This window comes from Glaciecola sp. MF2-115 (genome assembly GCF_047250385.1).
GTDB lineage: Bacteria > Pseudomonadota > Gammaproteobacteria > Enterobacterales > Alteromonadaceae > Glaciecola.
Window position 1 is genome coordinate 437943 of the sequence record NZ_JBLBVM010000056.1, and the last position, 26345, is coordinate 464287.

The 26345-nt window shown below is 41.0% G+C and carries 20 protein-coding genes, 5 tRNA genes and 1 pseudogene; 11 read left to right on the forward strand and 15 right to left on the reverse strand.

The features are described from left to right. Window positions 1-142 precede the first annotated feature (142 nt). A complete protein-coding gene (locus ACKLNX_RS17110) occupies window positions 143-754 on the forward strand; it encodes a flavin reductase family protein (protein ID WP_412973241.1) in 612 nt (203 codons plus the stop codon). Between the two features lie 192 nt (window positions 755-946). Here ACKLNX_RS17110 and ACKLNX_RS17115 read toward each other — a convergent pair whose 3' ends face one another. After that, a complete protein-coding gene (locus ACKLNX_RS17115) occupies window positions 947-3463 on the reverse strand; it encodes an ABC transporter permease (protein WP_412973242.1) in 2517 nt (838 codons plus the stop codon). A 1-nt stretch (window position 3464) separates the two neighbouring features. Further along, window positions 3465-4157 (reverse strand): ABC transporter ATP-binding protein, encoded by a 693-nt coding sequence (locus ACKLNX_RS17120; RefSeq protein ID WP_412973353.1) that lies wholly within the window; start codon window positions 4155-4157, stop codon window positions 3465-3467. Window positions 4158-4206: 49 nt separating this feature from the next. Here ACKLNX_RS17120 and ACKLNX_RS17125 point away from each other — a divergent pair, with 49 nt between their 5' ends. Beyond that, window positions 4207-4827: an arylesterase gene (locus ACKLNX_RS17125; RefSeq protein ID WP_412973354.1), complete on the forward strand. Its 621-nt coding sequence runs from the start codon at window positions 4207-4209 to the stop codon at window positions 4825-4827. A gap of 80 nt (window positions 4828-4907) precedes the next feature. On the opposite strand, the gene ACKLNX_RS17130 is transcribed toward ACKLNX_RS17125, so the two are convergent. After that, a complete protein-coding gene (locus ACKLNX_RS17130) occupies window positions 4908-7052 on the reverse strand; it encodes a di-heme oxidoredictase family protein (RefSeq protein ID WP_412973243.1) in 2145 nt (714 codons plus the stop codon). A 338-nt stretch (window positions 7053-7390) separates the two neighbouring features. On the opposite strand from ACKLNX_RS17130, the gene ACKLNX_RS17135 reads away from it, so the two are divergent. Further along, the gene (locus ACKLNX_RS17135; protein WP_412973244.1) at window positions 7391-9508 is read left to right on the forward strand and encodes an EAL domain-containing protein; all 2118 of its coding nucleotides are present in this window, start codon (window positions 7391-7393) and stop codon (window positions 9506-9508) included. Between the two features lie 3 nt (window positions 9509-9511). On the opposite strand, the gene ACKLNX_RS17140 is transcribed toward ACKLNX_RS17135, so the two are convergent. From ACKLNX_RS17140 to ACKLNX_RS17150, 3 genes are read right to left on the reverse strand one after another with little or no spacing between them, the layout of a single operon-like run. Then, entirely contained in the window at window positions 9512-10486 is a 975-nt protein-coding gene (locus ACKLNX_RS17140; protein WP_412973245.1) for a hypothetical protein, read from the reverse strand. A gap of 33 nt (window positions 10487-10519) precedes the next feature. Beyond that, complete coding sequence (locus ACKLNX_RS17145; protein WP_412973246.1) at window positions 10520-11164, reverse strand: hypothetical protein; 645 nt, start codon at window positions 11162-11164, stop codon at window positions 10520-10522. A gap of 1 nt (window position 11165) precedes the next feature. After that, window positions 11166-11648: an RNA polymerase sigma factor gene (locus tag ACKLNX_RS17150; RefSeq protein WP_412973247.1), complete on the reverse strand. Its 483-nt coding sequence runs from the start codon at window positions 11646-11648 to the stop codon at window positions 11166-11168. Between the two features lie 445 nt (window positions 11649-12093). On the opposite strand from ACKLNX_RS17150, the gene ACKLNX_RS17155 reads away from it, so the two are divergent. Further along, a complete protein-coding gene (locus tag ACKLNX_RS17155) occupies window positions 12094-12744 on the forward strand; it encodes a TorF family putative porin (protein WP_412973248.1) in 651 nt (216 codons plus the stop codon). 135 nt (window positions 12745-12879) lie between these two features. Here ACKLNX_RS17155 and ACKLNX_RS17160 read toward each other — a convergent pair whose 3' ends face one another. From ACKLNX_RS17160 to gltX, 8 genes are all read right to left on the reverse strand, one after another. Further along, the gene (locus tag ACKLNX_RS17160) at window positions 12880-14172 is read right to left on the reverse strand and encodes an amidohydrolase family protein (RefSeq protein WP_412973249.1); all 1293 of its coding nucleotides are present in this window, start codon (window positions 14170-14172) and stop codon (window positions 12880-12882) included. Next, window positions 14169-15581: an amidohydrolase gene (locus ACKLNX_RS17165; protein ID WP_412973250.1), complete on the reverse strand. Its 1413-nt coding sequence runs from the start codon at window positions 15579-15581 to the stop codon at window positions 14169-14171. Before ACKLNX_RS17165 ends, ACKLNX_RS17160 begins: the two co-directional genes overlap by 4 nt. Window positions 15582-15949: 368 nt before the next feature. Then, window positions 15950-16726 (reverse strand): PEP-CTERM sorting domain-containing protein, encoded by a 777-nt coding sequence (locus ACKLNX_RS17170; RefSeq protein ID WP_412973251.1) that lies wholly within the window; start codon window positions 16724-16726, stop codon window positions 15950-15952. A 336-nt stretch (window positions 16727-17062) separates the two neighbouring features. After that, window positions 17063-17989, reverse strand: coding sequence for a tRNA dihydrouridine(16) synthase DusC (gene dusC / locus ACKLNX_RS17175; protein ID WP_412973252.1), 927 nt, complete (start codon window positions 17987-17989; stop codon window positions 17063-17065). A 96-nt stretch (window positions 17990-18085) separates the two neighbouring features. Then, a tRNA-Glu gene (locus ACKLNX_RS17180) sits at window positions 18086-18161 on the reverse strand. A gap of 143 nt (window positions 18162-18304) precedes the next feature. Further along, window positions 18305-18380, reverse strand: a tRNA-Glu gene (locus ACKLNX_RS17185). A 137-nt stretch (window positions 18381-18517) separates the two neighbouring features. After that, a tRNA-Ala gene (locus ACKLNX_RS17190) sits at window positions 18518-18593 on the reverse strand. A gap of 95 nt (window positions 18594-18688) precedes the next feature. Next, window positions 18689-20098, reverse strand: a complete 1410-nt coding sequence (gltX, locus tag ACKLNX_RS17195; protein ID WP_412973253.1) for a glutamate--tRNA ligase — start codon at window positions 20096-20098, stop codon at window positions 18689-18691. Between the two features lie 208 nt (window positions 20099-20306). Between gltX and ACKLNX_RS17200 the strand changes: the two genes are divergently transcribed. After that, window positions 20307-20382: transfer RNA gene (locus ACKLNX_RS17200), tRNA-Val, on the forward strand. 28 nt (window positions 20383-20410) lie between these two features. Continuing rightward, window positions 20411-20486, forward strand: a tRNA-Val gene (locus ACKLNX_RS17205). A 94-nt stretch (window positions 20487-20580) separates the two neighbouring features. Here the strand turns inward: ACKLNX_RS17205 and ACKLNX_RS17210 are convergent. Then, window positions 20581-20898, reverse strand: coding sequence for a DUF2007 domain-containing protein (locus ACKLNX_RS17210; protein WP_412973254.1), 318 nt, complete (start codon window positions 20896-20898; stop codon window positions 20581-20583). A 513-nt stretch (window positions 20899-21411) separates the two neighbouring features. Between ACKLNX_RS17210 and ACKLNX_RS17215 the strand changes: the two genes are divergently transcribed. The 5 genes and pseudogenes from ACKLNX_RS17215 (at window position 21412) to ACKLNX_RS17235 (ending at window position 26330) form a co-directional block, all read left to right on the forward strand. Then, the gene (locus ACKLNX_RS17215; RefSeq protein ID WP_412973255.1) at window positions 21412-21915 is read left to right on the forward strand and encodes an ABC transporter ATP-binding protein; all 504 of its coding nucleotides are present in this window, start codon (window positions 21412-21414) and stop codon (window positions 21913-21915) included. A 192-nt stretch (window positions 21916-22107) separates the two neighbouring features. Further along, window positions 22108-23739, forward strand: a complete 1632-nt coding sequence (locus ACKLNX_RS17220; protein ID WP_412973256.1) for a response regulator — start codon at window positions 22108-22110, stop codon at window positions 23737-23739. Window positions 23740-23806: 67 nt separating this feature from the next. Further along, window positions 23807-25594: an ABCB family ABC transporter ATP-binding protein/permease gene (locus tag ACKLNX_RS17225; RefSeq protein ID WP_412973257.1), complete on the forward strand. Its 1788-nt coding sequence runs from the start codon at window positions 23807-23809 to the stop codon at window positions 25592-25594. Between the two features lie 24 nt (window positions 25595-25618). Beyond that, a pseudogene (locus tag ACKLNX_RS17230) lies at window positions 25619-25843 on the forward strand (DUF3820 family protein); the annotation flags it as partial. 88 nt (window positions 25844-25931) lie between these two features. Then, a complete protein-coding gene (locus ACKLNX_RS17235; RefSeq protein ID WP_412973258.1) occupies window positions 25932-26330 on the forward strand; it encodes a hypothetical protein in 399 nt (132 codons plus the stop codon). The last annotated feature ends 15 nt before the right edge of the window (window positions 26331-26345 follow it).

Consider the following 26345-nt stretch of genomic DNA (forward strand, 5'->3'; position numbering starts at 1 on the left):
GCAGTCCTTTTTCTATGCGTGTTCTCAGTTCTCTTTACAAGATTTCCGAGTTAATTTGCTGGCTCCTATTGCATTACATAGTATACACTTAGAATCGAAATATCGATGTAAAACAACAATTTGTTACAAAAAGGATAGAAAAGTGAATATTGAATTATCTGGTATGTCGAGTACGGCTGTTTATCACTTGATGACACAAACGGTAATACCACGTCCCATTGCATGGGTGTTATCTACAAACGACGATAGCTCACTCAATCTTGCGCCGTTTTCCTATTTTAATGCTGTTTGTAGCGATCCTCCATTGTGTATGCTGTCAATGGGAAAAAAGCCCGATGGAAGTAGCAAAGATACAGTGACAAATTTAGTTGAAGACGCCTTTTGTGTGATACACATCGCACACGTCCAGCAATCGGATCTAGTCACGGCGACGGCGGCTACCTTAAACTATGCGGAAAGTGAAGTTGAAGCCAACCAAATAAAACTGATAAAACATGAGAATTGGCCATTAAAACGCATAGCAGACTGCCCTATCGCTTACTTGTGCAAGGTGCATAGTACTCAGCAAATGGGCAAAGCCCCACAACAGATAGTTTTTGTAGAAATTATAGAAATCTACATTGATGACAAAGTTATCGATCAGAGCAACAACCGTATCCAAGTAGATGCGCTAAAAGTGAATCCGCTTGCTCGTCTTGGTGCAAGTCAATATGCAAGCTTAGGCGAAGTGTTTACTCGTTCTCGTCCTAAGTAACATGTTAGGAGGCTAGGAGCTTTGTGCCTAGGAGCTTTGTGCCTAGGTGCTTAGTGCCTAGGTGCCTAGTGGCCGGGCACTTCAACATTTGAGCCGATAGTTATTTAAGCACCAGGACAAAACCCAAGCACTATATAACATAAGTGCTTGAGCCATCATTACTTGAACCATCAGTTCTTGTTGAATTAGCGCTTAAACCATCTTTCTAAGTAATTCACTTGTGTTTAAACTGAGTAATCGCCAGCAGCCGAGTGCGCCCAATATACCTACAGTCAAAGCGCCAGCAAGTGGGGCGATTAGCCAGTACTCGAAGTGCAAGCCTGCTTCCATGTTAAATACATTGGTCTGTAACATATACAAACTAAACTCGTTGGCAATGGCCGCCATTAATCCAGCAACAAGCCCAACAATAATAAACTCGTTGATTACGCTAAAGCGTATTGTCCATCCCTTCGCACCGAGTGTTCGCAGTATCGCTAATTCTTGTAAACGTTCATCCATGCTAGCCTGAACTTGTGCAATTAAGACCAATCCACCTGCAATAAGCACCAATATCAAGATGAACTCTACAGCCATTGAGACTTGGTCGATTATATCTCTCACTTGATTTATTCGGGCATCAATATCGAACAAGGTGACACTGGCAAAAGGCGCCATTAGTTTGGTTATTTCAGCTTTGCGCGACTCATCCAAAGTGAAGCTCGTAATGTAAGTAGCTGAAAAGTTTTCTACAGCTTTAGGGTGTAACACAAAGAAAAAGTTTGGCTGCATGGTTTGCCAGTTTACTTCTCGGAGACTTGTAACGGTTGCTTTCACCACTTCACTGCCGATGTTAAACGTAAGTTCATCGCCCAACTTAATGCCCAAACGCGATGCAACTTCGGACTCAATGGAAAGTGGAAGTGCCTCTCCTTCCTGCCATTCATCCAGCCATTCACCATCAATGATCTTGTTGCCGTTTTGCAAGGTAGTGCTCCAAGTCAAGTTGGCTTCTCGACCTAAGCCTTGCCTTCCCTCGTCTGCAACCTTTTCATCTTCTTTACTCACTTCTGTTCGAATTTTCTCATCATTGATCGCGACAAATCGACCTCTAGCTACAGGATAAAATCCACCAGTGCTTATGTCGTTTTTGGCAAACTGTTCTTCTAGACCAGCACGTTGACTTTCGGTGACATTTGATACGAAGTAATTTGGCGTTCCTTCAGGCAATTGATCACGCCATTGAGCCACCATGTCGTTGCGCATTACTAACACCACCAGCAAGAGCATGATAGTGATAGCAAAGCTAATGAGTTGCACGCTGTTACCCATCGCCCTGCGACGAATACGAGCCCAAGCAAGGGTCCACGCTCCCATACTGCCGCTACCTAGTTTACGCCCCATGATAATTAAAACATGCGTAACGCCCAGCAACAGAGCAACGAGAATAATGCCCGAAACAAATAGAATCGCGCTAATTTTTAAATCCTGGCTATACACCCACATGAGTAAAAACACGGCAATCCCAGAGGTCGCAAATTGCAATGCCTTAGACGATAAGGTAGTACTGATATCTTTTCTTAATACACGTAATGGTGGCACTGAAAACAGTTGCAATAAAGGGTATAGCGAGAAGAGAAGTGCACATACAATCCCAGTAAATATCGCAATTGCTAGTGGACGCCAATGCCACACATCGAGTGACACCTCAACAACATCCGCAAGTAACATTACAACGCCCTGTTGAAGAACGAAGCCGGCAATAACTCCTAGCAAAATTCCTAAAAAAGTAATGAAACAAATTTGTAGCAGGTATATGCGTTGCACTATAGACTTCCCTGCTCCTAGGGTTTTCATAATAGCAACAGGGTCGAAATGCCTTTGACTATATCGTTGTGCTGCAACCGCAATAGAAACTGCTGCAAGCACAATCGCTAATAAGCTAGCCAGTAAAAAGAATTGTTCTGCACGGGCAATCGAGCGCCCAATGGCAGATTCATCATCTTCAATTGAAGTCCAGCGGTGCAGCTCTCGATTCAACTGAGGGCGCAGCCAATCATAGTAATCATCTAAATCAGTCGTTTCGCCGGTAAAGTAATACTTGTAACTCACACGAGAGCCAGGGCCTGTGATGTTAGTTTGTTGTAAATCTTCTGCAGACATCAAAACAATCGGGTCTGTATTAAAAACGCTAAAGCCAGCATCGGGTATTTCACTGAGTACTTTGCTCACTTTGAGGCGGGCATCACCGATATCAATGCTATCGCCCAACTCAATTTCTAACAGTTGGAAGAGGCGTGAATCTAACCAAGCTTCACCTTTCAGCGGTGACTCATCAGTCGCTTCGGCAACACCAAATGCTTGTGAAGCAACCTTAATCTGGCCCTTCAAGGGATAGTTGCCATCCACGGCTCGTAAATCCGATAAGGCTAGTTCTTCCTCACCAAACACCATCGAGCGAGTGCTAACTTGATAAGCCGTATTGAGGTTGAAGTCAGCGGCTTTTAATATCCATTCCTCATCAACCACGGCTCTTGAACGCAATTGTCTATCGGCTGCGATAAACTCTGCTGAGCGCTCAGTTAGCGCACCTTGCAATCGTTCACTGAAAAGAGATAGTGACAGCACCGAGCCTACCGATAACACGATAGCTAAAACAATAATAGTAAGTTCGCCACGTTTTGCTTCGTGTTTGAATAAACGCCACGCTAATTGAAATACAGTTGACATTCTATTCTCCAGAAACAACTTTTAGCGTTTTTGTTTGTTCCGTCAACTCACCCGCGTGCATGCTCAATTGACGTTCGCAGCGCTGTGCAAGTTCATTGTCGTGAGTGACGAGCACCAAGGTTGTGTTCGATTCTTTGTTTAAATCAAACAGAAGGTTTTCTACTTTTGTGGAATTTGTTGAGTCGAGGTTTCCCGTTGGTTCATCAGCAAACAATATTTTTGGATTGGTAATGAATGCTCTTGCAATAGCTACGCGCTGCTGTTCTCCACCTGATAACTGATTAGGGAAGTGATTCGCTCTGTGCTCCAAACCCACTTGTTCCAATATTTTTTGAGCACGTTTTTTTGGATCAGATAAACCAGCAATTTCTGCTGGCAGCATTATGTTTTCCAAAGCAGTCAAACTCTGAACTAACATAAAACTCTGAAAGATAAAGCCTACTTTTTCACCGCGCAAACGCGCCCTTTGCTCTTCGTCCATAGCATGTAGTGGCTCTCCATCCAACATGATGTGTCCACCTGAAACTTCATCTAAACCCGCTAACAAACCAAGAAGAGTTGACTTACCTGAACCTGATGCGCCTATAATAGCAACCGATTCACCAGGTTTTACCGTAAAGCTGATAGGATGAAGGATCTGTAATTCACCTTCGCTCGTATTTACTTTCTTTATAACGCTTTTCGTCTCAATCATTGCAGGAGCTGTAGTCATAGTGTTTTCTTTTTCAAAGTCCGTAAAAATTATGCAAGTGGGATTAATATTATGCCTTTTATTCCCTTTTTATAGCCATTCAGATCAGCATAAATTACAAGAGTACAAGTTATTAGTACTTGGTGATAGCTTAAGCGCCGCTTATGGTCTAACACAACAACAAGGTTGGGTTTATTTGTTACAAAATGCATGGGAACGCGAAAACAAAGCCATCACCGTCGTAAATGCGGCTATCAGCGGAGACACAACCGATGGTGGATTGTCCCGACTTCCGCGTTTATTAGATTTGCATAAACCCACTCACCTTCTTATTGAATTGGGTGGAAATGACGCATTACAAGGTCACAACCCAAAGAAAATAAGAGCTAATATTGAGCAAATGGTTCAATTAGCTCAGAAAAACAACGTTGAAGTGATGCTTCAGGAAATGCAGATACCCACCAACTATGGGCGCCGGTATATGGAGTTATTTATGCAAGTTTTTCAAGATGTGGCGACTAAGTATGAATTAAAGCTTATTCCTTTCTTTCTAGAAGAAATTGCATTAAACAAGGAATTAATGCAGAACGATGGCATTCATCCAACTGCAGAAGCGCAACCCATGATAGCTGAGTTGCTTAAACCGCAGTTGGAAGCGTCCATACTGAAGTAGCTAGAGAATCTTGGGCTTCTATTTTTCAGTTTAAAATAGATAGATGTAAAAACTGAATTTTAACAACGTCCGGACGCTGTTTATAAGCTATTTAAGAAGGCTAATAAAGCGTCCTTTTCGGTCTGTGACATGCTCACATATTCGTTTTTGGCTGCCTCTGCTTCACCACCATGCCACAAAATAGCTTCGTTTATAGTTCGAGCCCTACCATCGTGAAGATAGCCTATACGGTTAACGTCATTCACATTGCCTGACAACGAAATGGTATCGTTCGCTTTACTGTCACCGAGCATAACACTTCGCGCATGTCCTAAACCCCACAATGCAGTTGTTCTCCATTCAGCTCCTGACGCAGAACCTTGAGCCAAGTTATCCGCTAAGTCTGGGCCCATGTCATGTAACAACATATCTGTATAAGGAAATATTGTTTGATTGCGTAACTCTGCCAAAGGATGAAATTCACTGGTTGTCATACTTGGGCGATGGCATTGTGCGCAGCCAGCATCGGTAAATAAATTCTCACCAACTTTATTGTCGTAGTCACGTCTTGCGCCGACACCTAATAAACTCAGGTACTTCACCAATTTATCTAGTTCAACATCACTAAGTTCTGCCCCTGAATCACCACATTCGGTTTGTTGTGAACCGCAATCAGGACTTGGCAACATAGTGGTCATTACACCAATGTCTGTATTCAAGGCTATCGCACTTTGATGTTTTACACTGAATGAAGATGCTTTGTAACCAAAACGGCCTAATCTTTCTTCATCCGTTACAGGGTCGATTACAACTGAAGCTCTGCCTGATATACCATCATCGTTTTCGTCGTTTTCATCAACCCATTCTATGATTGTGTCTTCTGGCACAGCCTCTAATAAACCCAAACCGACTAGTTGCGGTGCAATACGGGCTGAGAACTGACTTGGGGTGATACCTGAAAACTCATAATTTGGTGAGCGCAAGCCGGAAGCAAGCTCTGTCCAAGGCCCAAGCGAGACTGAACCTTCGTGAGTACCCGCTCCAGTTTGCTCACTTTGCAAAACGCGTCCCAGTTGCGGATGCGGATTACCTTCTTCATCACCGACTAAAAACACCCAAGTATCCAAGGAGTCACCAACATCTTTAACTAAAGCTTTACCGTTTCTAACATGACAAGCGGCACATGAATGGTTGATGTATCGATTTCCCGCTTTTCCTACTTGTTCTTGCCATATTGGGTTTTCATTTCTTTCATCATGACGTCCATCTTCAAAGTTTGTGTGATGAACACGTCGGCCTTCAACGAATGCTTGGGCATTTTTGGCGCTTAAATTAGTCGCCATTTGCATGAACCTGCCAGCCGGCTCTTCACTGTAGTTATAGCCTAGAGTCGTCTTGCCACCTAAAAGGCCTTGTTCTGGTATTGGCGTGCCATCGTTAGAGCCGCCCTGATTTTCCACGCCGCGCTGCCACTCAAAAGGCGCAAGGCCTAATTCTCCAATGACATAGACAAATGATGTTCCATAATAGTTAAGGCGTGAACCTGCAGGAGGTGATAACAAAAACTGACTGACTTCAAACTCCATATTAGTTCCCTCCTGCAACGCAGGCTGAAATTGGCCTCCATTTTGCCATTGATTGACAATATCTAAGGTGTATCTATGCTGAATACCTTGGTCGCTTACTTTCTCAAAGTCGTCATTAAAAGTGCCTTTATCAACAAAAACTACGCCAGTTTCATTCGGGTTTACTTTTTCTTCTTCCTTTTGCGGATTAAAGTGAAATTGACCTGTCGCATTTCGCCCCCAGAACCAGACACGAAACTCACGCGCTCCTAGTTCTGCTTCAGTAATAAATGTTGCTCGCACGAGGCTTTGACCCAATGGGACATAATCTTCTAATTGAATACGAGCCGTTCGGTACTGCCAATAGTGCGCAAGATAATGATCGTAGTGATCTTGAATAGTGATGTCCTTTGCATGCCTATCGCGGCCTCTATCACCTATTCTTGTTACCAGAACGCCACCTGAACGAACGAAGCGGCTAGGCGCTTCCAATTCAGTAGTGTTGTCATATAAAGCTTGGATGTTTGAGAGATCAGTCTTGGGATCTTCTGGTTGCTCTTGGGGTGGTGCTGGCGGTGTACTAGGAACCTCTGGCACCGGAGTCTCTGAACCACCGCCGCCACACGCTGTTATTGTCAGGGTACTTATCAATACAACAAGGCTAAGCTTAGTTAATTTCAATTTAGTGCTCACAAGTTTTTTACATGATGTAAAATATTTGTATCAAAAATGCTAACAAACACACAGTAAGTTTCGTTGGCTAGTGTTTAATTTGCGGTGAAACGGTTTTTAGGTAGTAAAAGCTGAATCACACCGAGTTAGCCACTTATTGTGTCAATCCGATTAAATTGCAAAAAAATTGATTTACTTGTAGTGTTCTAAGTAAGACAGAAAAAACAACCGCGAGAACAAATTCAAACCTACAGAGTTAGAGTTTATATCATGTTTCACAGCAGTTTCTGCTCGGGATGTTATACACATTCCTAACTTGCATAAATTGCCTCACTAGGAAATGTGCAATGACGTCTGAAGAACATAAAGGCGCAAGGCCGAACAATAGTAATGAAGAATTCGATCCTGATAATGAGATGTTTCTTCGCGCTATCTTTAGAAATACAGGCTATCCAATATTCGTCAAAGATGAAGATTTTAAGTTCGTCCTCGTAAATGACGCCTTCTGCAAGTTTTTTAATGTTAAGAGAGAAGCAACGATCGGATCCACGCTTGCTGAAAGTTTCCCGGCTAGCGAAATGGAAGGCTTTTTTTCTATAGATAGAGAAGTACTAGAGTCAGGGAAAGAAATTACAATTGAAGAAACCCTTTCTGCGAGCGGTATGCCGATTAGACGTGTGCTCACAAAGAAAAATCGATTCGAAGATGCCGAGGGTAATTATTACCTACTTGGTGTAATTCACGATATAACAGAACGAAAGCAAATAGAGGAAAAACTACAACGCTCTGCAAGTGTATTCACCCATGCTCATGAAGGAATCATGATTACTGATGCAACTACCAAAATCACCGAAGTGAACGATGCTTTTATTCATATAAGCGGTTATTCCGCAGAAGAGTTAATTGGACAGCACACCGAAATGTTGTATTCAGCTCAACACCCTCCTGAATTCTACACGAACATAGGGAAAACAATTCAAGCTCAAGGATATTGGGATGGTGAGTTTTGGAGCCGCCGCAAAAATGGAGAAACCTATCCCTTGATGATGACAATCAGCGCGGTGGATAACAGAGAAGGAGTTGTGCAGCACTTTGTCACTTTATGCACTGATATTACCTCGATAAAAGAGCATCAGAAGCAATTAGAACACATTGCTCATTATGACATTTTGACAAATTTACCAAATCGCGTCCTTTTAGCTGACAGGCTTTCTCAAGCGATGTTGCAATGCAGTAGAAACCAGCAATCATTAGCTGTCGTTTTCCTTGATTTGGATGGGTTCAAGCAAGTAAATGATGTCCATGGTCATAATGTTGGAGACCAACTTCTTATTGAGCTCTCTCATAGAATGAAAAAAGCCCTGCGTGAAGGTGATAGTTTGGCTCGAATTGGAGGTGATGAGTTCGTTGCTGTATTAACAGAGTTAAGCAATGTTGCATCATGCAAACCAGTGTTAGAAAGACTACTGCAAGCTGCTTCACAGCCAGTTACTGTTGATAACAAGGTATTGCATGTTTCGGCTAGTATTGGTGTCACATTCTACCCTGAAGATAATGTCGACGCCGACCTTCTTATGCGCCATGCTGATCAAGCAATGTATGTCGCCAAAGAGTCGGGCAAGAACTGTTATCACTTCTTCGATACTGCTCATGACGACGCAATTAAAGTACAGCGAGAGAGCCAAGATGATATTCGCAAAGCGCTGGATAAACAGCAATTCGTGCTCCACTACCAACCTAAAGTGAATATGCGAACAGGAACAGTAATAGGCGTTGAAGCTCTTATCCGTTGGCAACACCCTCAACGTGGTTTGTTAAATCCAATTGAATTCTTACCCATCATCGAAAATAGCCCTTTGAGTATCGATATTGGTGAGTGGGTTATAGACACGGCTCTGTCTCAGATTGGCCAATGGCAACAAGTGGGAGTAAACCTTCCTGTCAGTACTAGCGTTAATATTGCTGCAGTGCAATTACAACTTCCTGACTTTACACAACGATTAACCAAATTGTTGAATACACATCCTGACGTAGACCCTCGTTTCTTAGAGTTAGAAGTACTAGAAACATCGGCCTTAGATGACGTAACTCATGTTTCAAGCATAATGAACAGTTGCATGGCCTTAGGTGTTAAGTTTGCGCTAGATGACTTTGGTACAGGTTATTCATCTTTAACGTATTTGAGACGTCTACCTGCTAATTTAATAAAGATTGACCAAAGCTTTGTGCGTGACATGCTAATTGATTCTGACGACTTAGCTATAGTGGAAGGTGTAATAGCCTTAGCCAAGTCATTTAAACGAGAAGTAATTGCCGAGGGTGTTGAAACTATAGAACATGGAGCAGCTTTATTGAAATTGGGCTGCGATTTAGCTCAAGGCTATGGTATTGCGCGTCCCATGCCGGCTTCGGACATACCGGAATGGGTCGCTACTTGGAAAGCTGATGACTCATGGCAGCAGTGAAGTTTATAGTTCACAAGGCCTATCTTCGCGCACTCTCCACACTACTGGTTTCCAATAGTCACCGGTCCTCTCCTTAAACCTAGCATTTCGATTAAACTCAGCAGCTAAGTAATAAGTGGTATTTTCTTTCACTTCAATTTCAAAATCTAAAAATTGACCTCTGTGCACTGTCGAACGAGTATATCGTTTAAAAAATGGGTCATCTATTGCTTCATGTACGCGAATAACATGTTTTCCAGGAGGTAGTTTATAGCTTGTATTACTACTCAAAATTTTTCTTTCTCCAATCTGACTAATAAAAACGGAATATAAGTTTCTCGTTTCAGGTGGCTTAAAAAATGTTGATATCACACCGCAAACTGAACTCTCTGACAGCGTTTCGTTATCCTCTATTTTATTAGATGCAGAAGCCTCTTGTTCCTCTACACTACTTTCCTGTTCATTTTTTGCAGAACTTTCACCTATCTCAAGTTTGATTGCAGGTGTGTATTGCCCCTCAACCAGAGCCTCTATCCTTTTGGTTACGCCGTTTCTGTAAACATCAAATATTATGGTGTCGCCAGGTAAGGTATTCTCCAACTCAGCAAAGACAACTTTCTTATCACTTGAATCCGGTGATACTCCGTTGATTGCTGCAATGAGATCTCCTTGCCTTATTTCTAACGATTCCGCCAAACTGCCCGGAGTGACATTAAGTACTCGAAACCCCTTCTTGTCATCTACATTTAGTATCAAACCAAGGTTAGGTGAATGCTTACCTGGAATATCTAAAGTGATGTGTAAATCGTTAACGTCTTTACCTGCTTTCTTTTCAGCGTCGACAACTGCAATCATTGTTGAGCTAATTTGTTTAACTAACTCTTCTATCAACGCTTCTGATTCTGGTGTTGTTTGCGTCGCGTTACTAACACTCGAAAACAACACTAATACTGCAAGCAAATTAAGTGATTTAGCTTTTATTAGTTGTTTATATATCATGTCGCACCTCATTAAATTAGTTCCCTATCAGCCTTAAATTATGATCAACGCCGGCTGTGAATCTTCCTCGAGTGATTTCATTAATAAATGCTTTCGCTCGTTCCATAAGTTAATTTTTTCTTCTATCGTCAAATCATCCAAATAAGAAAGTTGAATTTCTTGATCAATTTTTTGCAGACTAATTTGAGTTGATTTAAGCAAAATCAATTGCTTCAAACTTGCTTGCTTTATTGAAGTAAACTCCTGTTGCAAAGCATAATTTTCCTCTATTAGAGCTCTCAATTGTTGCTCCTCTTGGCTATGCATTTGCTTATGCAAGTTTGGGTAAAACAATACAATAAGAAATGTAGCTGCTAAGGCTACGAAAGTTAGTTGAATATGCTTTATTTTTGTCTTGAGCACTCTCAGCTGTGTTCGTGTACTTTTCACATCAAGCTCATTTTCGATTGCAGACCAATTAAGCTTTGGATGTACGCAGTGAGTATCGTCAAAGAGTTTTTGGCGGAAATGAGACAAATTTGATAATCGTTCTTGGCAAACCAAGCATTCTGCTAAATGCAACTCAGCTTTTTCTGACTCTACTAATTTCGCAATAAAGCTAGCCTTATTTTTCATATTGTTCGGCGCATCTTTTCTATCGATTTCAATGTCTTGCAATTGTTGGTCGCTAAGGTGCATGCTAAACCTCTTTTTCTTGGTTTATTCTCTGAAGGTAGTGCAGTGTTCTTGCTAATGACTGCTTCGAAAAACTTTCAGACTTATCAAAAAATGCCGCTATTTCCTTATGCGAATACCCCTCGATTTCATGTAAGAACAAAACTGCTCTCGCTTCTTCGGTCAATTGTTCAGTCAAATTAGATAAATCATGGCAGTTTTCCCACCACTTGCTATCAAACTGAGAAACATTACTCGACACAAACTCTTCAGGAAGCTCTATATCTGCTGAGTACTTCGCATGTTGTCGAATATAGGAAATTGACTCATTAACCGTCATTTGTCGTAACCATCCAGCAAAAGAGCCCTTAAAGTTAAAACTTTGAATATTATTTAATACCTTCACGAAAACAACGTGCACGATATCTTGAGCCTGTGTCTGATTTGCAATAATGCGATTAACCAGACAAAAGCAAGAGGAAGCGTACATGTTATAAATCTTTTCCATGGCAAGCCTGTCTCCTTCTTGAGCCAATTTTAATATGCTGTTTTCTATATTTTGGCTAAAGCCTGTATATTCGTTCATATGCTAATAATTGTGACTCGTTAATAATAAAGACGAAACAGCGAACAAAAGCGTTACATTTTTTTAAAATAATTATGACTAGGCATTTTCTGCTGATGCTGTTGCCGAGCGTGAATTTAAAACAATACTCGTTCACCAGCTTCCTAAAAATTGCTCAAGTCCATTTTTTATCAACAATTACTTTACCAATAGGTTTTTATTAACACATACTTTTTAAGCATGTAACTTTTTCAACACGTGCTTTTTTAATATGTGATGCGTTTTAAAAATATACATTAGTGAAAAAACAAGGATAATCCAGAGAAATTACCGATGAGTAGTTTAAACGTCGCTGTATCCTTTTTATTAATATAGGCTTATACAAAACATGATTTCAAAAAAATTAATCACACCTTTAGTTGTCGTGTGTGCATTCAGCTCCGCAGAGACCTTTGCAAATGAGTCGGAACACGATGTTAGCTTTAGTGCAAGTGCATTCAGCCATTACCTATGGCGCGGTTTCGATTTAAATGACGGTAATTTTGCAATTCAAGGTGCAGTCAACTATGAGAACACTGCAGGTCTATACGCCGGTGCTTGGGCCTCGCAGTATGATTTTGGTGGTGGCGATGACGGTTTAGAAATTGATGTTTATGCTGGTTATGTTTTGGCTCTTAATAATGAATTGAGTCTGGATTTCTCTTTCACGAATTATCAATATACTGGTGATACCGATAGCTCTACAGAATTCAAAGTGGGTGCAAGCTTCAATATTGCGACCATCAATTTACATCGTGATGTCGATTTAGGTACAACTTATATCGAACTTAATTTGCAGCATGAAATCAATCAAGACTTCAGTCTTTTTGGGCATTTTGGTATTGACGACGATGGTGATGACGCTTACAACGACTATGGCGTAACGCTCAGTTACAACAAGATTGAGAATTTAGAACTCGTTGTGGGTGTTTCGGGCCACGAGTTTGATGTTGATGGTGCGGATACGCAAGTTTTTGCTGGTGCAACTTATCACTTTTAATTTATAGAAACGAAAAAAGTAAAGAGCGTAGAATAACAATAAAATGGCCCCAGAAAGTTAGACAAAACCTTCAGGGGCCAATACACAAAACTAAGATTTCAAATCGACCCTATACAAGCTATCGAATCCTGATGTCTAAGGTCTAGTATATCCAACTGGTTTCTCGGTATCTCGCTTGAGGTAACGATCACGCAATTTAGTTTGACGAGATGTCATGTCAATTGCTTCACCACCAATGAAAACTTGTTCAGCGGCTTCTGTGACTTCAAGCGGATCACCTGACCAAATAACAAGATCAGCAACTTTACCTGGCTCTAAGCTACCTACTTGTTCGTCCATACCAAACAGCTTGGCGACGTTAATGGTCAAAGCGGCGATACCTGCAGAATGCGGTAAACCGTTGGCAACTGCGTTTCCAGCATGCTGTGTTGCTAATCGGATATTGTGGGTATTCATTCCAACAACAACCGTAACACCAGCCTTGTGCAGTCTTGCAGCATTTTCTAAAGTCGCGCCAACTTGATCAAAACCACCTGGTAAATTAGATTCAGGATCAAGAATCACTGGTATTTTGTGTTGCGCCAATTCATCAGCAACACGCCATGCTTCTATGCCGCTCCCCAAAACGATATTTAAATTTGAATAACGTTCTTTCAATGCCATTACTTGTAGAATATCAGCAGCTCTGTCAGCTCTAATAATCAAGGACATATTGCCATCAAGCACTGGAATTAGTGCTTTTGCGTCAGCCATCGTTGTTAAGCCATGCCAGTCAGCGCTTGGGTTCAACGAATATGACTTCGCAAACTTCGCTTCATCAAATGCTTGATTGATTGCTACCCAAAGAGCAGCTCGACTGCCGCCATTATTATCAGCACCAGAATTGCTCACATCTATTTGCATAAACGCCTTCGCCTTCAATACTGGTTGATATGTGCTTGCCAGCGTAATGAAAGCGCCTTGCCCAGCGAATAGTTTGCCAGCACCACGTAAACCTGTAGCAGCAGAGGTAAAGCCTTCAATGCGAGTAATAGGTATTAACGTTGAGCCACTATTTAGAGCATACTGCACGTCAAACGCAGCGCCTACAGACGAAATAGCATGAGATTCTACACCTGCATCTACCGTTCCGGCTGATGAGCTCACTTCTACCAAACCCAAAGACGTAGATGCACCAATTAAGCCAGGTGTGACTACTTTGCCTTTAGCATCGATTTCTCGATAACCGCTAGGGACAGTTGTTCCTTCAACAACTTGCTGAATACGGCCATCTTTAATGAGTACTGTACCTTCATCAATGACACCAGCAGATGAAACTGTGTGAATTTTTGCGCCTACAATAGCTATATTTTCTGCAAAAGCTGAGGCACTTAAACTAAGACCTAAGGCAATACTTGATGCTAATGCAACTTTTTTAAATAAACTCATTTCGCATCTCCTTCAGCTATTTGTCCTAACTCAAAATCACTCACAGGCCATGACGCCGGATCAGTGCGGTCGTATACCATTGCACCATCAATAAATACTTTTTCAGCTTGAGCGTATGTAGAGAAAGGGTCTGCACTCCACAATACAACATCCGCATTCTTACCTTCTTCTAACGAACCCGTTTTATCAAAAATACCGAGTGATTTTGCTGGGTTCGCAGACAGCCATTGCCATGCATCAGCTTGACTGATATCAATGCCAGCACGCTTACCGTTTGCCCAAGCTTTTGCCGCTTCTTGATTTAAACGTTGGATACCTAGATCACTGTCAGAGTGAACAATTGCACAGGCTTTAGCTGCATGAACCATTGGAATATTTTCTTGTATACCGTCATAAGCTTCCATCTTGAAGCCCCACCAATCGGTCCACATTGCAGAACAAACTTTGTTTTCCGCTAATTTATCTGCAATTTTGTATGCTTCGACTGCGTGATGAAATGTACCAATTTTGTAATCAAATTCTTTCATAACATCAAGCATCGTGCCCATGTCATCGGCTCGATAACAATGCATATGCACGATAATGTCACCATCAAGAACGCCAGCTAAAGTATCTAGGTTTAGATCTCTCTTGGGCTCTTTTGGTGAACCGCCAGCTTCTAAATCTGCTTCGTATTCTGCCCACGTAGTTTGATAAGCTTTGGCGTCTGCCCAAGCTTGACGATATCCAGCGACATTACCCATTCGAGTCATTGGCCCACCCTTGCTGCCATAAACACGTTTAGGGTTTTCACCACAGGCCATTTTTATACCGTAAGGCGCCTCTGGGAATTTCATGTCTTGAATTGTTCTATTTGGTAAGTTTTTCACCGTTACACTGCGACCACCGAACAAGTTTGCTGATCCTGGTAAGATTTGCAGTGACGTCACCCCACCCGCTAATGCTCGCTGAAAGCCAGGGTCTTGTGGCCAGATAGAATGTTCTGCCCATACCTCAGCTGTTACTGGCGAAGTCATTTCGTTACCGTCTGAATGTGAACGAGTCGACGGAGAAGGATAAACGCCTAAGTGGCTGTGGTTATCAATAATACCCGGAGTAACCCACTTCCCTTTTCCGTCAATTTCAATTGCGCCTGATGGCGAACTGACACTCTTACCAACTTCTTCAATAATTCCGTCCTTCAGAAGTATTTCACCATCTTCGATTTTGTTACCCACGCCATCTAGGATTGTCACATTTGTAATAATGATAGGTTTACTTTCAACCTTTTTATATGTGCTTGGAAAGGGATTTTTGTCGATGCCAGCAACGCTTTTTTGTTCTTCCTCTTTCTTGTCACTACTGCAACCAGTTGCTAATGCAACGGTCACTGCGAGTGCAAGTCCGAGTTTTAATTTTGTATTAAGCATATTTTTCCTTGTCATATGAGATGTACAGGTTTGATTGTTATTAAAGCTAATAAATTACACTATAAACTGCAATCAACTTACAACATTTTGATTATTTATTATAGTGATACCAGCAGAGTTAGTTAGGTTAATTAAACTCACTTTGATATAGAAATGTTATTAAAAATGAAGTAACAAATATTAGGTTTGTTCAGCAAATAATATTGAAAAAAATGTTGCGAATGAGGACTATTTACTTTCAGGATAAATTTTTCAATGGTTTATTTGGAGGCTTAGCTGTAATTTTCTAATTTTGAAGAGGCCAGAAATAAAAAAGCACTAACCAAATTGTCAGTGCTTTCAAAAGCTTGATTGTTTTGAACCTGAAATTACTTCTTAAATTTACGAAAAGCTAATCCAAATAAAGCTAAAGCAAAAACAGCTACTGTCGATGGCTCTGGCACTGGCGTTATCATGTATGCAAGTGAATCACCTAATAACTGCTCTCGCTCCGCCTGTTGAGCAAGCATATTCAGATCAAAGCCCCAAGTCATTGCAGAGTATATCTCTGTTTCATTTACTGCTGCAATGAATGGACCACCGGCCGGTGAAGTCATCATACTTTCAGCAGTACTAACATTGAACGCTGACATCATCGTTCCACCATGTGTCGTTGGCCCGGGCATTACTTGTAAATCAAAAATATTAGAATTAGTTATAGAGTGTCCGGTACCAGTACTAACGCTGTTATTGTTAAAGTAAGGCATATTAGAATGGTAATTTGTTAACCCTAAATAAGTTGAAATAAAGCTACTTGCAAAAGCTTCTTGGTAAACGCTGTGTCCACCAGCGTAGAGAAGGTTACCCCCAGCGTTCAGATAAGAGCTTAACGTGGAAACATTTTGAGAAGTTAAGTTCTGGTATGCTCGATCACCAATAGACCATATAACAGCATCGTAATTATCAAGCACCGAGAGAGGGTTTCCATTGACACCGATAACTTCGAAATCGTAGGAGTAACCTAGGTTGTCTAAGCTATTTAACCATGTACTAGACGTCCCTTTTCCATTTGTATCATCGACAAATAGGATCATGCCAGCGCTTGCAAAACCACTCACAGCTAGAGAGAAGCTTAAAACTAAGCTCTTTATAAATTTTTTGTTCATTTGAGTTTTCCTTTTTATACCGCTTCATTAAGAAGGATTGTATTTAATACAGATAAAAATAAATACTAATATGCCAAAGCAAGTTTCAGACCAATAAAACATAACCATAAAAATCAATTTGTTAGACATCTTCTTTGATTTTATATTTACATACTTGTAAAATAATCTGACACTTTATATCGTCTCTCGCTTAGTGATTCGATGGTTGCTATTGACAATTTCTCAGTGTAGTTGAACACCAAGCGCTGGCAATCAAAAATAGTAGCTCAAAATAGACCCACTAACCCGCTGCGAATTATAGTTTTAGTTAAAAGCAGATTGCGAACTAATGGAAACTTAAGCTGACAACATCCGAATGATATCATCGGCGTCCTTAAGCCTTCTCAATTCAACAAACATCGTTTCCGCTTCAGGATATTGTCTTTTTAAGTAGTTGAACCATTGCTTAATTCTATTTGGATAATACCTACCTTTGTCGGAATAGATTTCATAACCCGAATATGACACAAGCAATTCTTTGGTTTGATCCCAAGACATTGCTTGATGGTTCAATTTAATGGTTTGAGCTAAGTTTGGCATGGCTAAGGCACCACGGCCGAGCATTAAATCATCACATCCACTGCGCTGCTGACAAAGTTTTGCATCCTCTGCGCTCCAGATTTCACCATTGGCGATAATCGGGATAGATGTGACTTCTTTAATTTTCGCGATCCACTCCCAATAAGCAGGCGGCTTGTAGCCATCAACTTTGGTTCTAGCGTGAATAGTTAATAGATCTGCGCCAGCTTGTGTAATTGCGTCAGCATTTTCAAGCGCTAAGGATTTATCTTCAAAACCCAGTCTTATTTTTGCGCTAACGGGCTGATCCTTTGGCACAGCATCACGAACGGCTTTAATAATTTGATAAAGCGTTTCAGGCTCTTTTAATAGGACGGCTCCACCTTTACTCTTGTTGACGGTTTTAGCTGGGCAACCAAAATTTAAATCAATTCCAGGCGAACCTAATTCGACGGCTCTAACTGCGTTTTCAGCTAACCATTGAGGGTGTTGGCCTAACAATTGAACCCTGACTGGTACACCAGAGGGTGTTACTGCACCGTGATGCAATTCAGGGCACAAGCGATAGAATGTTTTAGGCGGAAGCAACTGCTCTACTACACGAACGAACTCAGTAATACACAGGTCAAAGCCACCCACACGCGTTAGCATGTCTCGCATAAGGTGATCAACAACACCTTCCATAGGGGCTAGTACAATTTTCATAGCGACAAGTATGCCTCAATTGTTTTCGTTTGACGTGTTTCGTAATGACTATATTACAGATATAAAAAAACCACCCTATTGGGTGGTTTCTTTAATTGGCGTCCCCTAGGGGATTCGAACCCCTGTTACCGCCGTGAAAGGGCGGTGTCCTAGGCCTCTAGACGAAGGGGACAAAAAACTTTTCATCAAAGCTAAGCTTCGATAGTTTTTTGTTGAAAGAACTAAGACATATAAGATGCTCCACTCTTCCAACCTAGACCAAGCCACGACAGCTTGGATTTTTTACTACTGCTCCCAAATTTACCACTGGGAAAATGGCGTCCCCTAGGGGATTCGAACCCCTGTTACCGCCGTGAAAGGGCGGTGTCCTAGGCCTCTAGACGAAGGGGACAAAAAACTTTTCATCAAAGCTAAGCTTCGATAGTTTTTTGTTGAAAGAACTAAATCATACAAGATGACTCCATACTTTCAACCTAGACCAAATTTCGACATTTGGATTTTACTATCACGACAAACCAGCGTAAAGCTTGGTGGAGCTAGGCGGGATCGAACCGCCGACCTCTTGCATGCCATGCAAGCGCTCTCCCAGCTGAGCTATAGCCCCGTGTCCAATTGGACCTGCGAGCTATGTTTGTTGCTACAGTTCCGTGACAGCGGGGCGCATTCTAGGCATCTGACTTAATTATGTCAACGATTTTTTTAAGAATTTTCTCTATTTGCTATGTAAATAAGCGCCTTGTCTATTCTTTGAGCAATTTTGTCTTTATTCATGAGGTTTAATGTCACATCTAAAGACGGAGAATTACCAGAGCCTGTCGCTGCTACACGCAAAGGCATACCAATTTTTCCCATACCCACTTCTAATTTCTCAGCTGTCGAATTGATTGCTGCTTGAATATTCTCTGGTGACCACTCATCTACAGCTAATAAAGCTTCTTTAACTGCTTGCAGAGGTTCTTTAGCCACGACACGCAAATGTTTCTTAGCGGCCTTCTCGTCAAACTCTTCAAAATCGCTATAAAAATACTGACTAATTTCAGCTAATTCTTTTAATGTTGTCACGCGATCAGCTTGCACAGCTATTACACTCTCAAGACTGGGACCGTTACTATAGTCAATGCCCTGTTGGTCGAAGTGCCACTTAGCGAACGGTGCAACTTCTTCCGCCGGAAGTGTCTTTATATAGTGTTCATTTAACCAATTTAATTTTTCCGTATTGAAAGCACTCGCCGACTTACTAATTGCGTCTAAGCTGAAGTGTTCAATCATTTCTTCCAAACTGAATATTTCTTGATCACCATGTGACCAACCTAAACGAACTAAATAATTCAACACTGCTTGCGGCAGATAGCCGTCATCGCGATATTGCATTACGCTAACAGCGCCGTGACGTTTTGATAATTTCTTACCATCATCCCCTAAGATCATAGAGACATGCGCATATTCTGGGATAGGCGCACCCAATGCATTAAGAATATTAATTTGGCGAGGCGTGTTGTTTATGTGATCTTCACCACGAACAACATGCGTAATGCCCATATCCCAGTCATCTACTACCACACAAAAATTGTAAGTAGGCGCCCCGTCGGTGCGTTTAATGATTAAATCATCTAATTCAGTATTAGAGATTCGAATTTCACCACGAACGTGATCTTTAATGACCACCTCACCTTCTAGTGGGTTTTTGAATCGAATAACGTAAGGCTGGCCTTCCGGATGATCCGTTTTGTCACGCCAAGTACCTGGGTAACGCGGCTTTTCACCCTTCTTTTCTTGTTCTTCACGAATAGCGTCAAGTTCTGCAACTGACATAAAACATTTGTACGCTAATCCCTTTTCTAACATTTCGTCGATGATTTGGTTGTAACGATCGAAACGTTCGGTTTGATAATAAGGCCCTTTGTCGTGATGTAAGCCTAACCATTCCATACCATCTAATATGGCTTGTTTTGCCTCTTCAGTAGAACGCTCCAAATCCGTATCTTCTATTCTTAATACAAATTCACCACCTTGACTCTTAGCATACAACCAAGAATAAAGTGCTGTTCGAGCACCACCAACATGTAAATAGCCAGTAGGGCTTGGAGCAAAACGAGTTACCACTGTCATTATAATATTTTTCCGAAAAATGAATTGCGCGTAGTTTACCGTTTTATGCCGCCAGTAAAAAGCCACGTTAAAGAAAATAACGGTTTATTTGGGCGAATTTTGAGCGAACAGCATTATTTTTTTAAATTGCTGTTGACAGATTCGGTCTCAACTCTATAATACGCCTCCACTTACCGAGGAACACTTCAGTAAGCTTGTTAGACAAGATGGACGCTTAGCTCAGTTGGGAGAGCATCGCCCTTACAAGGCGAGGGTCACTGGTTCAAGCCCAGTAGCGTCCACCACCTCGACTCTAACAAAATCAGATACATCGGACGCTTAGCTCAGTTGGGAGAGCATCGCCCTTACAAGGCGAGGGTCACTGGTTCAAGCCCAGTAGCGTCCACCACTTCCCCTACATGAAAAAACAATACTGAAACTCCAACTCAATTAACTTATTGCTAGTCGATTATAGCGCCCACAACTTCCTTATATGACAATATTCATTGAGGTCGCGAGCTCTCGCATTGCCAACATATTAAAAACTGGCCCTCATTAGCTTCTTGGCAGTTCTCGCATTGCCACACTTCTTCTGAATGCTCACTCAAGTCCTGTTCCATTTGTTTCAATAACTCGTTAGCCTTTGGTAACCAGCTGTCATCTACCAGCCAAACTTCTGGTAAAGTCTCATGTGGCGGTATTTCACCGCTAGCACCTTGAATATATTCATTCTTAACGAAACAAGGAATACCGGCATCGTCTAAAAGACATTTTACTTGACGCACTTTTACTTGATTATAATCGCTGTAAAATTTTTGCATCTTACGCCTCCCTAATTAAACATTATTTAACTACATATTATATATACTTACATAGACAGTAATAGTTATCACTTTTCATTCAGGGCGCCCAGAATAAACGCTCGGCTCAAAAGAGCGAGTAAAGGACGGAATTTAAAACAACATTGTCAGTAACTATTCGGAAGAAATTTGATCAAACATCTGCAAAATGTAATTTTATTACAAAACACCAATAACCTGCAATATGAATTCAATGTTAAACAATAAACCTATAAAAATAACATTTAATCAACATTAACAACAATATAGAGCATTAAAGAATAGCGATGAACTTGTGATCGATGTTAATATTCGTTTAATTCCAATGAATAATTGTGAATAAACGGTAACTAAATTACATATATACAGTTAAAACCAGATATAAATTGCAATTTTATGTAATTTAATTACAAATTTAATAGATTTTTGTTTTTAAATCAGTAGTATTTATCACGCAAAAATGTTGTTGCAGAACATTATTACTGGGAAATAATTATGAAAACGTTATACACATCACTCGCAATCGCTTCAATCGCATTTACATCATCGGTTTCAGCAAACAACCTACAGCTTCGTCCAGCGGATAGCTCATTCGAGTCCAAAGTTTGTTACGTCGCTGCAACTCAGGGCTTGGATTCAACCTACAACTTAGTAAGAGAAAGTGACGTAAACTTCAATCGCTTTACTGAAGAATTAAGCTGTAACGGTAAATCGCTTCAACGCGCATCTCGATTACTGAACATAATGCTTAAACAAGCGAATAATGAAGAGCTTGCCGCAGAAGAATTTGACATCAAAGAGCAAAACGAGAATGAGACAACACGCGTTAGATTTGTTACGGATCAAAATGCAGAATCACAAGTCTGTTTAGACGCCGTTGTACTAGGATTAGATGCTGCATTAGAAAAACACAATATGAAACGTAGTAATATCATTTGTAATGACATGTCTATCAATAGATTTGCTAAGAAGTTTGCTGGTAAAACAATAGAATTGTAAAACAGATATTCGGAACAGGTGAGTTCCCAGCAAATCCTGAATTGGCAGGAGATAGTGCGACCTTCATATGCACTGTTTCCTGTCATCCAGTGCCCTACTTCACTATTTATACATACTAAATCAGCGCGAATTCGGTTATATTAGCTAGATAATAAAAATAAATTCGATTTTAAGAATTAGTAGTAGATATAAATGGACCTTGCAGACATCACAAAGATGCGCATCCTCATTGTTGATAATGTGGCTAGTGCAAAAGAACATCTTAAAGCACCCTTAGAGCAAATTGGTTTTGTCGACCTTCAATACGTTGAATCAACTAGCCGTGCCCTGCTTGCCATTGAGAAACTCCCCTTTGACCTAATCATCTGTGCCTACAGCATTCAGACTGAGCATGATGGTTTATATTTTTACGAACAAATTCTACAGTCAAAGTTACTGAGCCACGATACAGGTTTCATTTTTACTAGCCATGAAACTAGCTTCGAGATAGTACAAAGTATTGTCGACTTGCCGCCAGATGACTTCATCGCAAAACCAGTCAATGCGGAAAAGCTATCCAAACGCATCAACCGTTTGTTTCGCAGAAAGCAAAGAATGAGTCAGGCCTGTGAGTTTATTGAGCAGCAAAAATACAATGCCGCACTAACCGAAGTGAACAAGTTACTCTCTTATCAAAACAATCGAGATATATTCTCCGTTGTACTCAAAACGAAAGGTGAGTTATTTTTACTCGCGAAGGAATATGCCGATGCTCTCGACTTTTATCAATCGATGCTCAAGATACAGACCTTTTCATGGGCTAAAATAGGACGTGTAAAATCACTCATTTCCTTAGATCAAGATGCTGAAGCAGAGAAAGAAATTCTTAATCTAGCATGTAAGCGCGACACAAAGACCGCAGCTTATGAGCTTTTAGCGATGCTAAATCTGAAGCATGATAAATTTGAAGATGCCTTGGAAAGTGCATTAATGGCGTCAAAGCTGTCACCCAAAAGCTTCCAGCGTCAAAACACAGTTAGGTTATTAGCTAAACTGTCACACGACCACGAGACAGAATTTGACATAGCAAAGCGAATGTTAGCCTTTGCCAAGAATTCTGTAAAAGAGTCACCACAACTCTATAAAAATGCAGTTCGTGCTGGTATTGACTATGCAATGACCGCAGAGCCTCAGCAATTGCAAGACGTTGTGAACGCAACCAAACAATTCCTCACACAGTTGAAAAAGCAGTTTTCCGTAGAAGAACACGCCGATGAAGTGAAAGTGATGCAAGCACGAATTATGTATTTGCAAAATGAGAACGATAAAGCTTTGCAAATTGTCGATCAATTCAATAGAGACAATTCTTTAATGTCAGACGAAGCGCTCGTTGATAAAGCGAAAGCCCTTCATGAAATTGGTTTGAAAGACGATGCAAATGCCCTTTATAAGGTCTTAGATGATAGAGCGCAAACTCGCAACGACTATATTGATGACCAACTTTCCGACCTTTCCTTATTCTCAAAGTTAGTACACAAAGAAAAACAAGAAAAAGAACAAATTACACTGAATCCGAAAGAGTTAAATAAAGCAGGTGTGCAAGCCTTTAACACAGGTAATTTCAGCAAAGCCTTTGAAGTGTTTTCACAAGCGTCGGCATTGATGCCTAAGAATACAGCCATTGCTTTGAACATGTTGCATGTTATTTCAAAATTGGAAGTCGGTAACACGATATCTGAACTCTCTACCCAAATTGGTCGTTGTATAGATGTATTGGATCTTAAAAACCTGAATTTTGAACAATCTCAAAAGTATAGAAAATTGCGTAATATTTTGAACGTTTAACGCTGTTTTCGAGTACTATCTTAAATTCAAATATTGTCTCTGCGACTAAAGGTAGTACTTTAATAACATGCGCCCTTCCCGATTTAATGAAGCGAATAACGATCCTGTCAACTGGCGTGTGCTTAGCAAGTTATGGCCATATTTAACTGAATTCAAAATGCGCGTTTGGCTAGCCATAGCATGTTTAGTAGCAGCAAAACTTGCCAGCGTTGGACTTCCCTTCGTATTAAAGCACACCGTAGACAACCTAAACTTAGACACAACGCAAGAAGCAATTATGGCTGCCACGCTAGGCCTCATCGTTGCCTATGGTGTTTTGCGTTTGGCGAATGTTTTGTTTGGCGAAATAAGAGATACACTTTTCGGTCGAGTTACTGAGCGAGCCATGCGCCGCTTGGGACTGACAGTTTTTAATCATTTACATAGGTTGGACTTAGACTTTCATTTATCACGCCAAACCGGTGGTCTATCGCGTGATATCGAAAGGGGAACCTCTGGTGTTAGTTTCTTAATGCGCTTTATGATTTTCAACATAGGCCCTACTCTGCTCGAAATTGCCATGGTGGTTGGACTGCTTTTTTACAACTACGGGGCGAGTTTTGCGATAGTCATTTTTGTGTCAGTTATTCTATATGTTTTCTTTTCAATGAAAGCCACTGACTGGCGCACTAAATACGTTAAACAAGTTAACCAGGCTGATAACAACAGTACTTCACGTGCCATTGATAGCCTTCTTAATTTCGAAACAGTGAAGTATTTTAACAATGAGAAATTTGAAGCGAAGCGATACGACCTTGACCTTGAGCAATGGGAAACTGCGAGGCGCAAAAACCGTTTATCTTTGTTCGCTTTAAATGGCGGGCAAGCGTTTATCATCGCAGGTGCGATGACTTCGATGATGGCATTAGCCGCCATTAATGTGGCCAAAGGCAATATGACCATCGGTGACTTCGTATTAGTGAATGCTTTTACTATGCAAATATTCATGCCTCTAAACTTTTTAGGATTTGTGTATCGTGAAATTAGAGGTTCACTGACAAACATTGAGAACTTGTTTACTTTGTTAGAGAAGCAACCTGCCATTGTCGATAAAGCTGACGCGAATGAACTACACGTAAGTAAGGGTGAGATTAGTTTTGAAAATGTTGGTTTTGCCTACCACAAAGAACGTCAGATATTACAGAACGTAAGCTTTACAATTAAGGCTGGCACAAAAGTAGCAGTTGTCGGCGAAAGCGGCGCAGGTAAATCGACCTTAGTAAAACTCCTTTTTCGTTTTTATGATCCGACACAAGGTTGCATAAAAATAGATGGGCAAGACATCTCGCAACTTACACAAGACTCTGTTCGCAAGCATATAGGAATAGTGCCTCAAGACACGGTCTTATTTAACGACACATTGTATGAAAATATTCGCTACGGCCGACCTGATGCAAGTGCACAAGAAATCGAAGAGGCCATTAAACTAGCCCATTTAGATAGCTTTGTTACACGTTTACCCGATAAAGGTAATACCCAAGTTGGTGAGCGAGGCTTGAAACTCAGCGGCGGAGAAAAGCAACGAGTTGCGATAGCCAGAACCATTCTCAAACGACCTCCTATAATGGTGTTTGATGAAGCGACGTCGTCACTTGATTCACAATCAGAGCAAGCAATACTCAGTGCCCTGCGTGAGATAGCAAAAGGGCATACTAGCTTTATGATTGCACACAGGCTGTCCACCATTGTTGATGCTGATAGCATCATTGTGATGGACCAGGGCATGATTGCGGAACAAGGTTCTCACGATGAACTTATGAAGCTAAATGGTATCTATACCAAACTATGGCAAGCTCAACAAAAGAATGAAAAATAGCATTGCTCTTATGGAGGATCAGTAATGAACATCGATTTTGGTAGCGAATCCCAAGAGGCTTTACTAAGGCTAGTGAATACAGTGATGCCTTTTGGCAAACATGCAGGCACTAAACTATTGAACTTGCCTGAGCCCTACCTCGTTTGGTTTCATAAACAAGGCTTTCCAAATGGTGAATTGGGAGAGCAGCTAGCAACGATGTATGAAATAAAACTAAACGGCTTAGAGCCCATTTTGCAGCCGCTACTTTATGAGAATAGACACAAAAGCCAAGCCGCATTTGCAAAACCAGAAGATATCAACGCAATGAAAAAGCGCGATCAAAACCGTTTTTAATATGAGTTCATTTCAAAGCCCTCATCGCGCAAAAAGAAAGCGCAAAAAACAATATGATAAAGTGCCGGTGAAAGACCGTGGCATCGATAGCCAAATACTTGCCTTGCATGAGGCTATGGCTGAAAAGTGTTTAGCTGATACTAGTTTATTAGCACCGATAAGTGAACGTATAGAAATGCGCTACGCCGCAAAACAAATGAAATACGGCGCTTATTTAACCTGGTTGTCCATTATTGAGCTGATTGATAAACCTGAACAATTCAAAGAAGCTCTGTTGGAGAAGTCGGTTAAGATGCGCAGTTTAAGAAGAGCTACCGTGTTTACCCAGATATTGAGCGAGGAAGAGCGCGTTGTGATTATCAATAACCACAATGAAAAAGGGCTCAATGAAGAGCCCTAGGTACGTACTGCAATT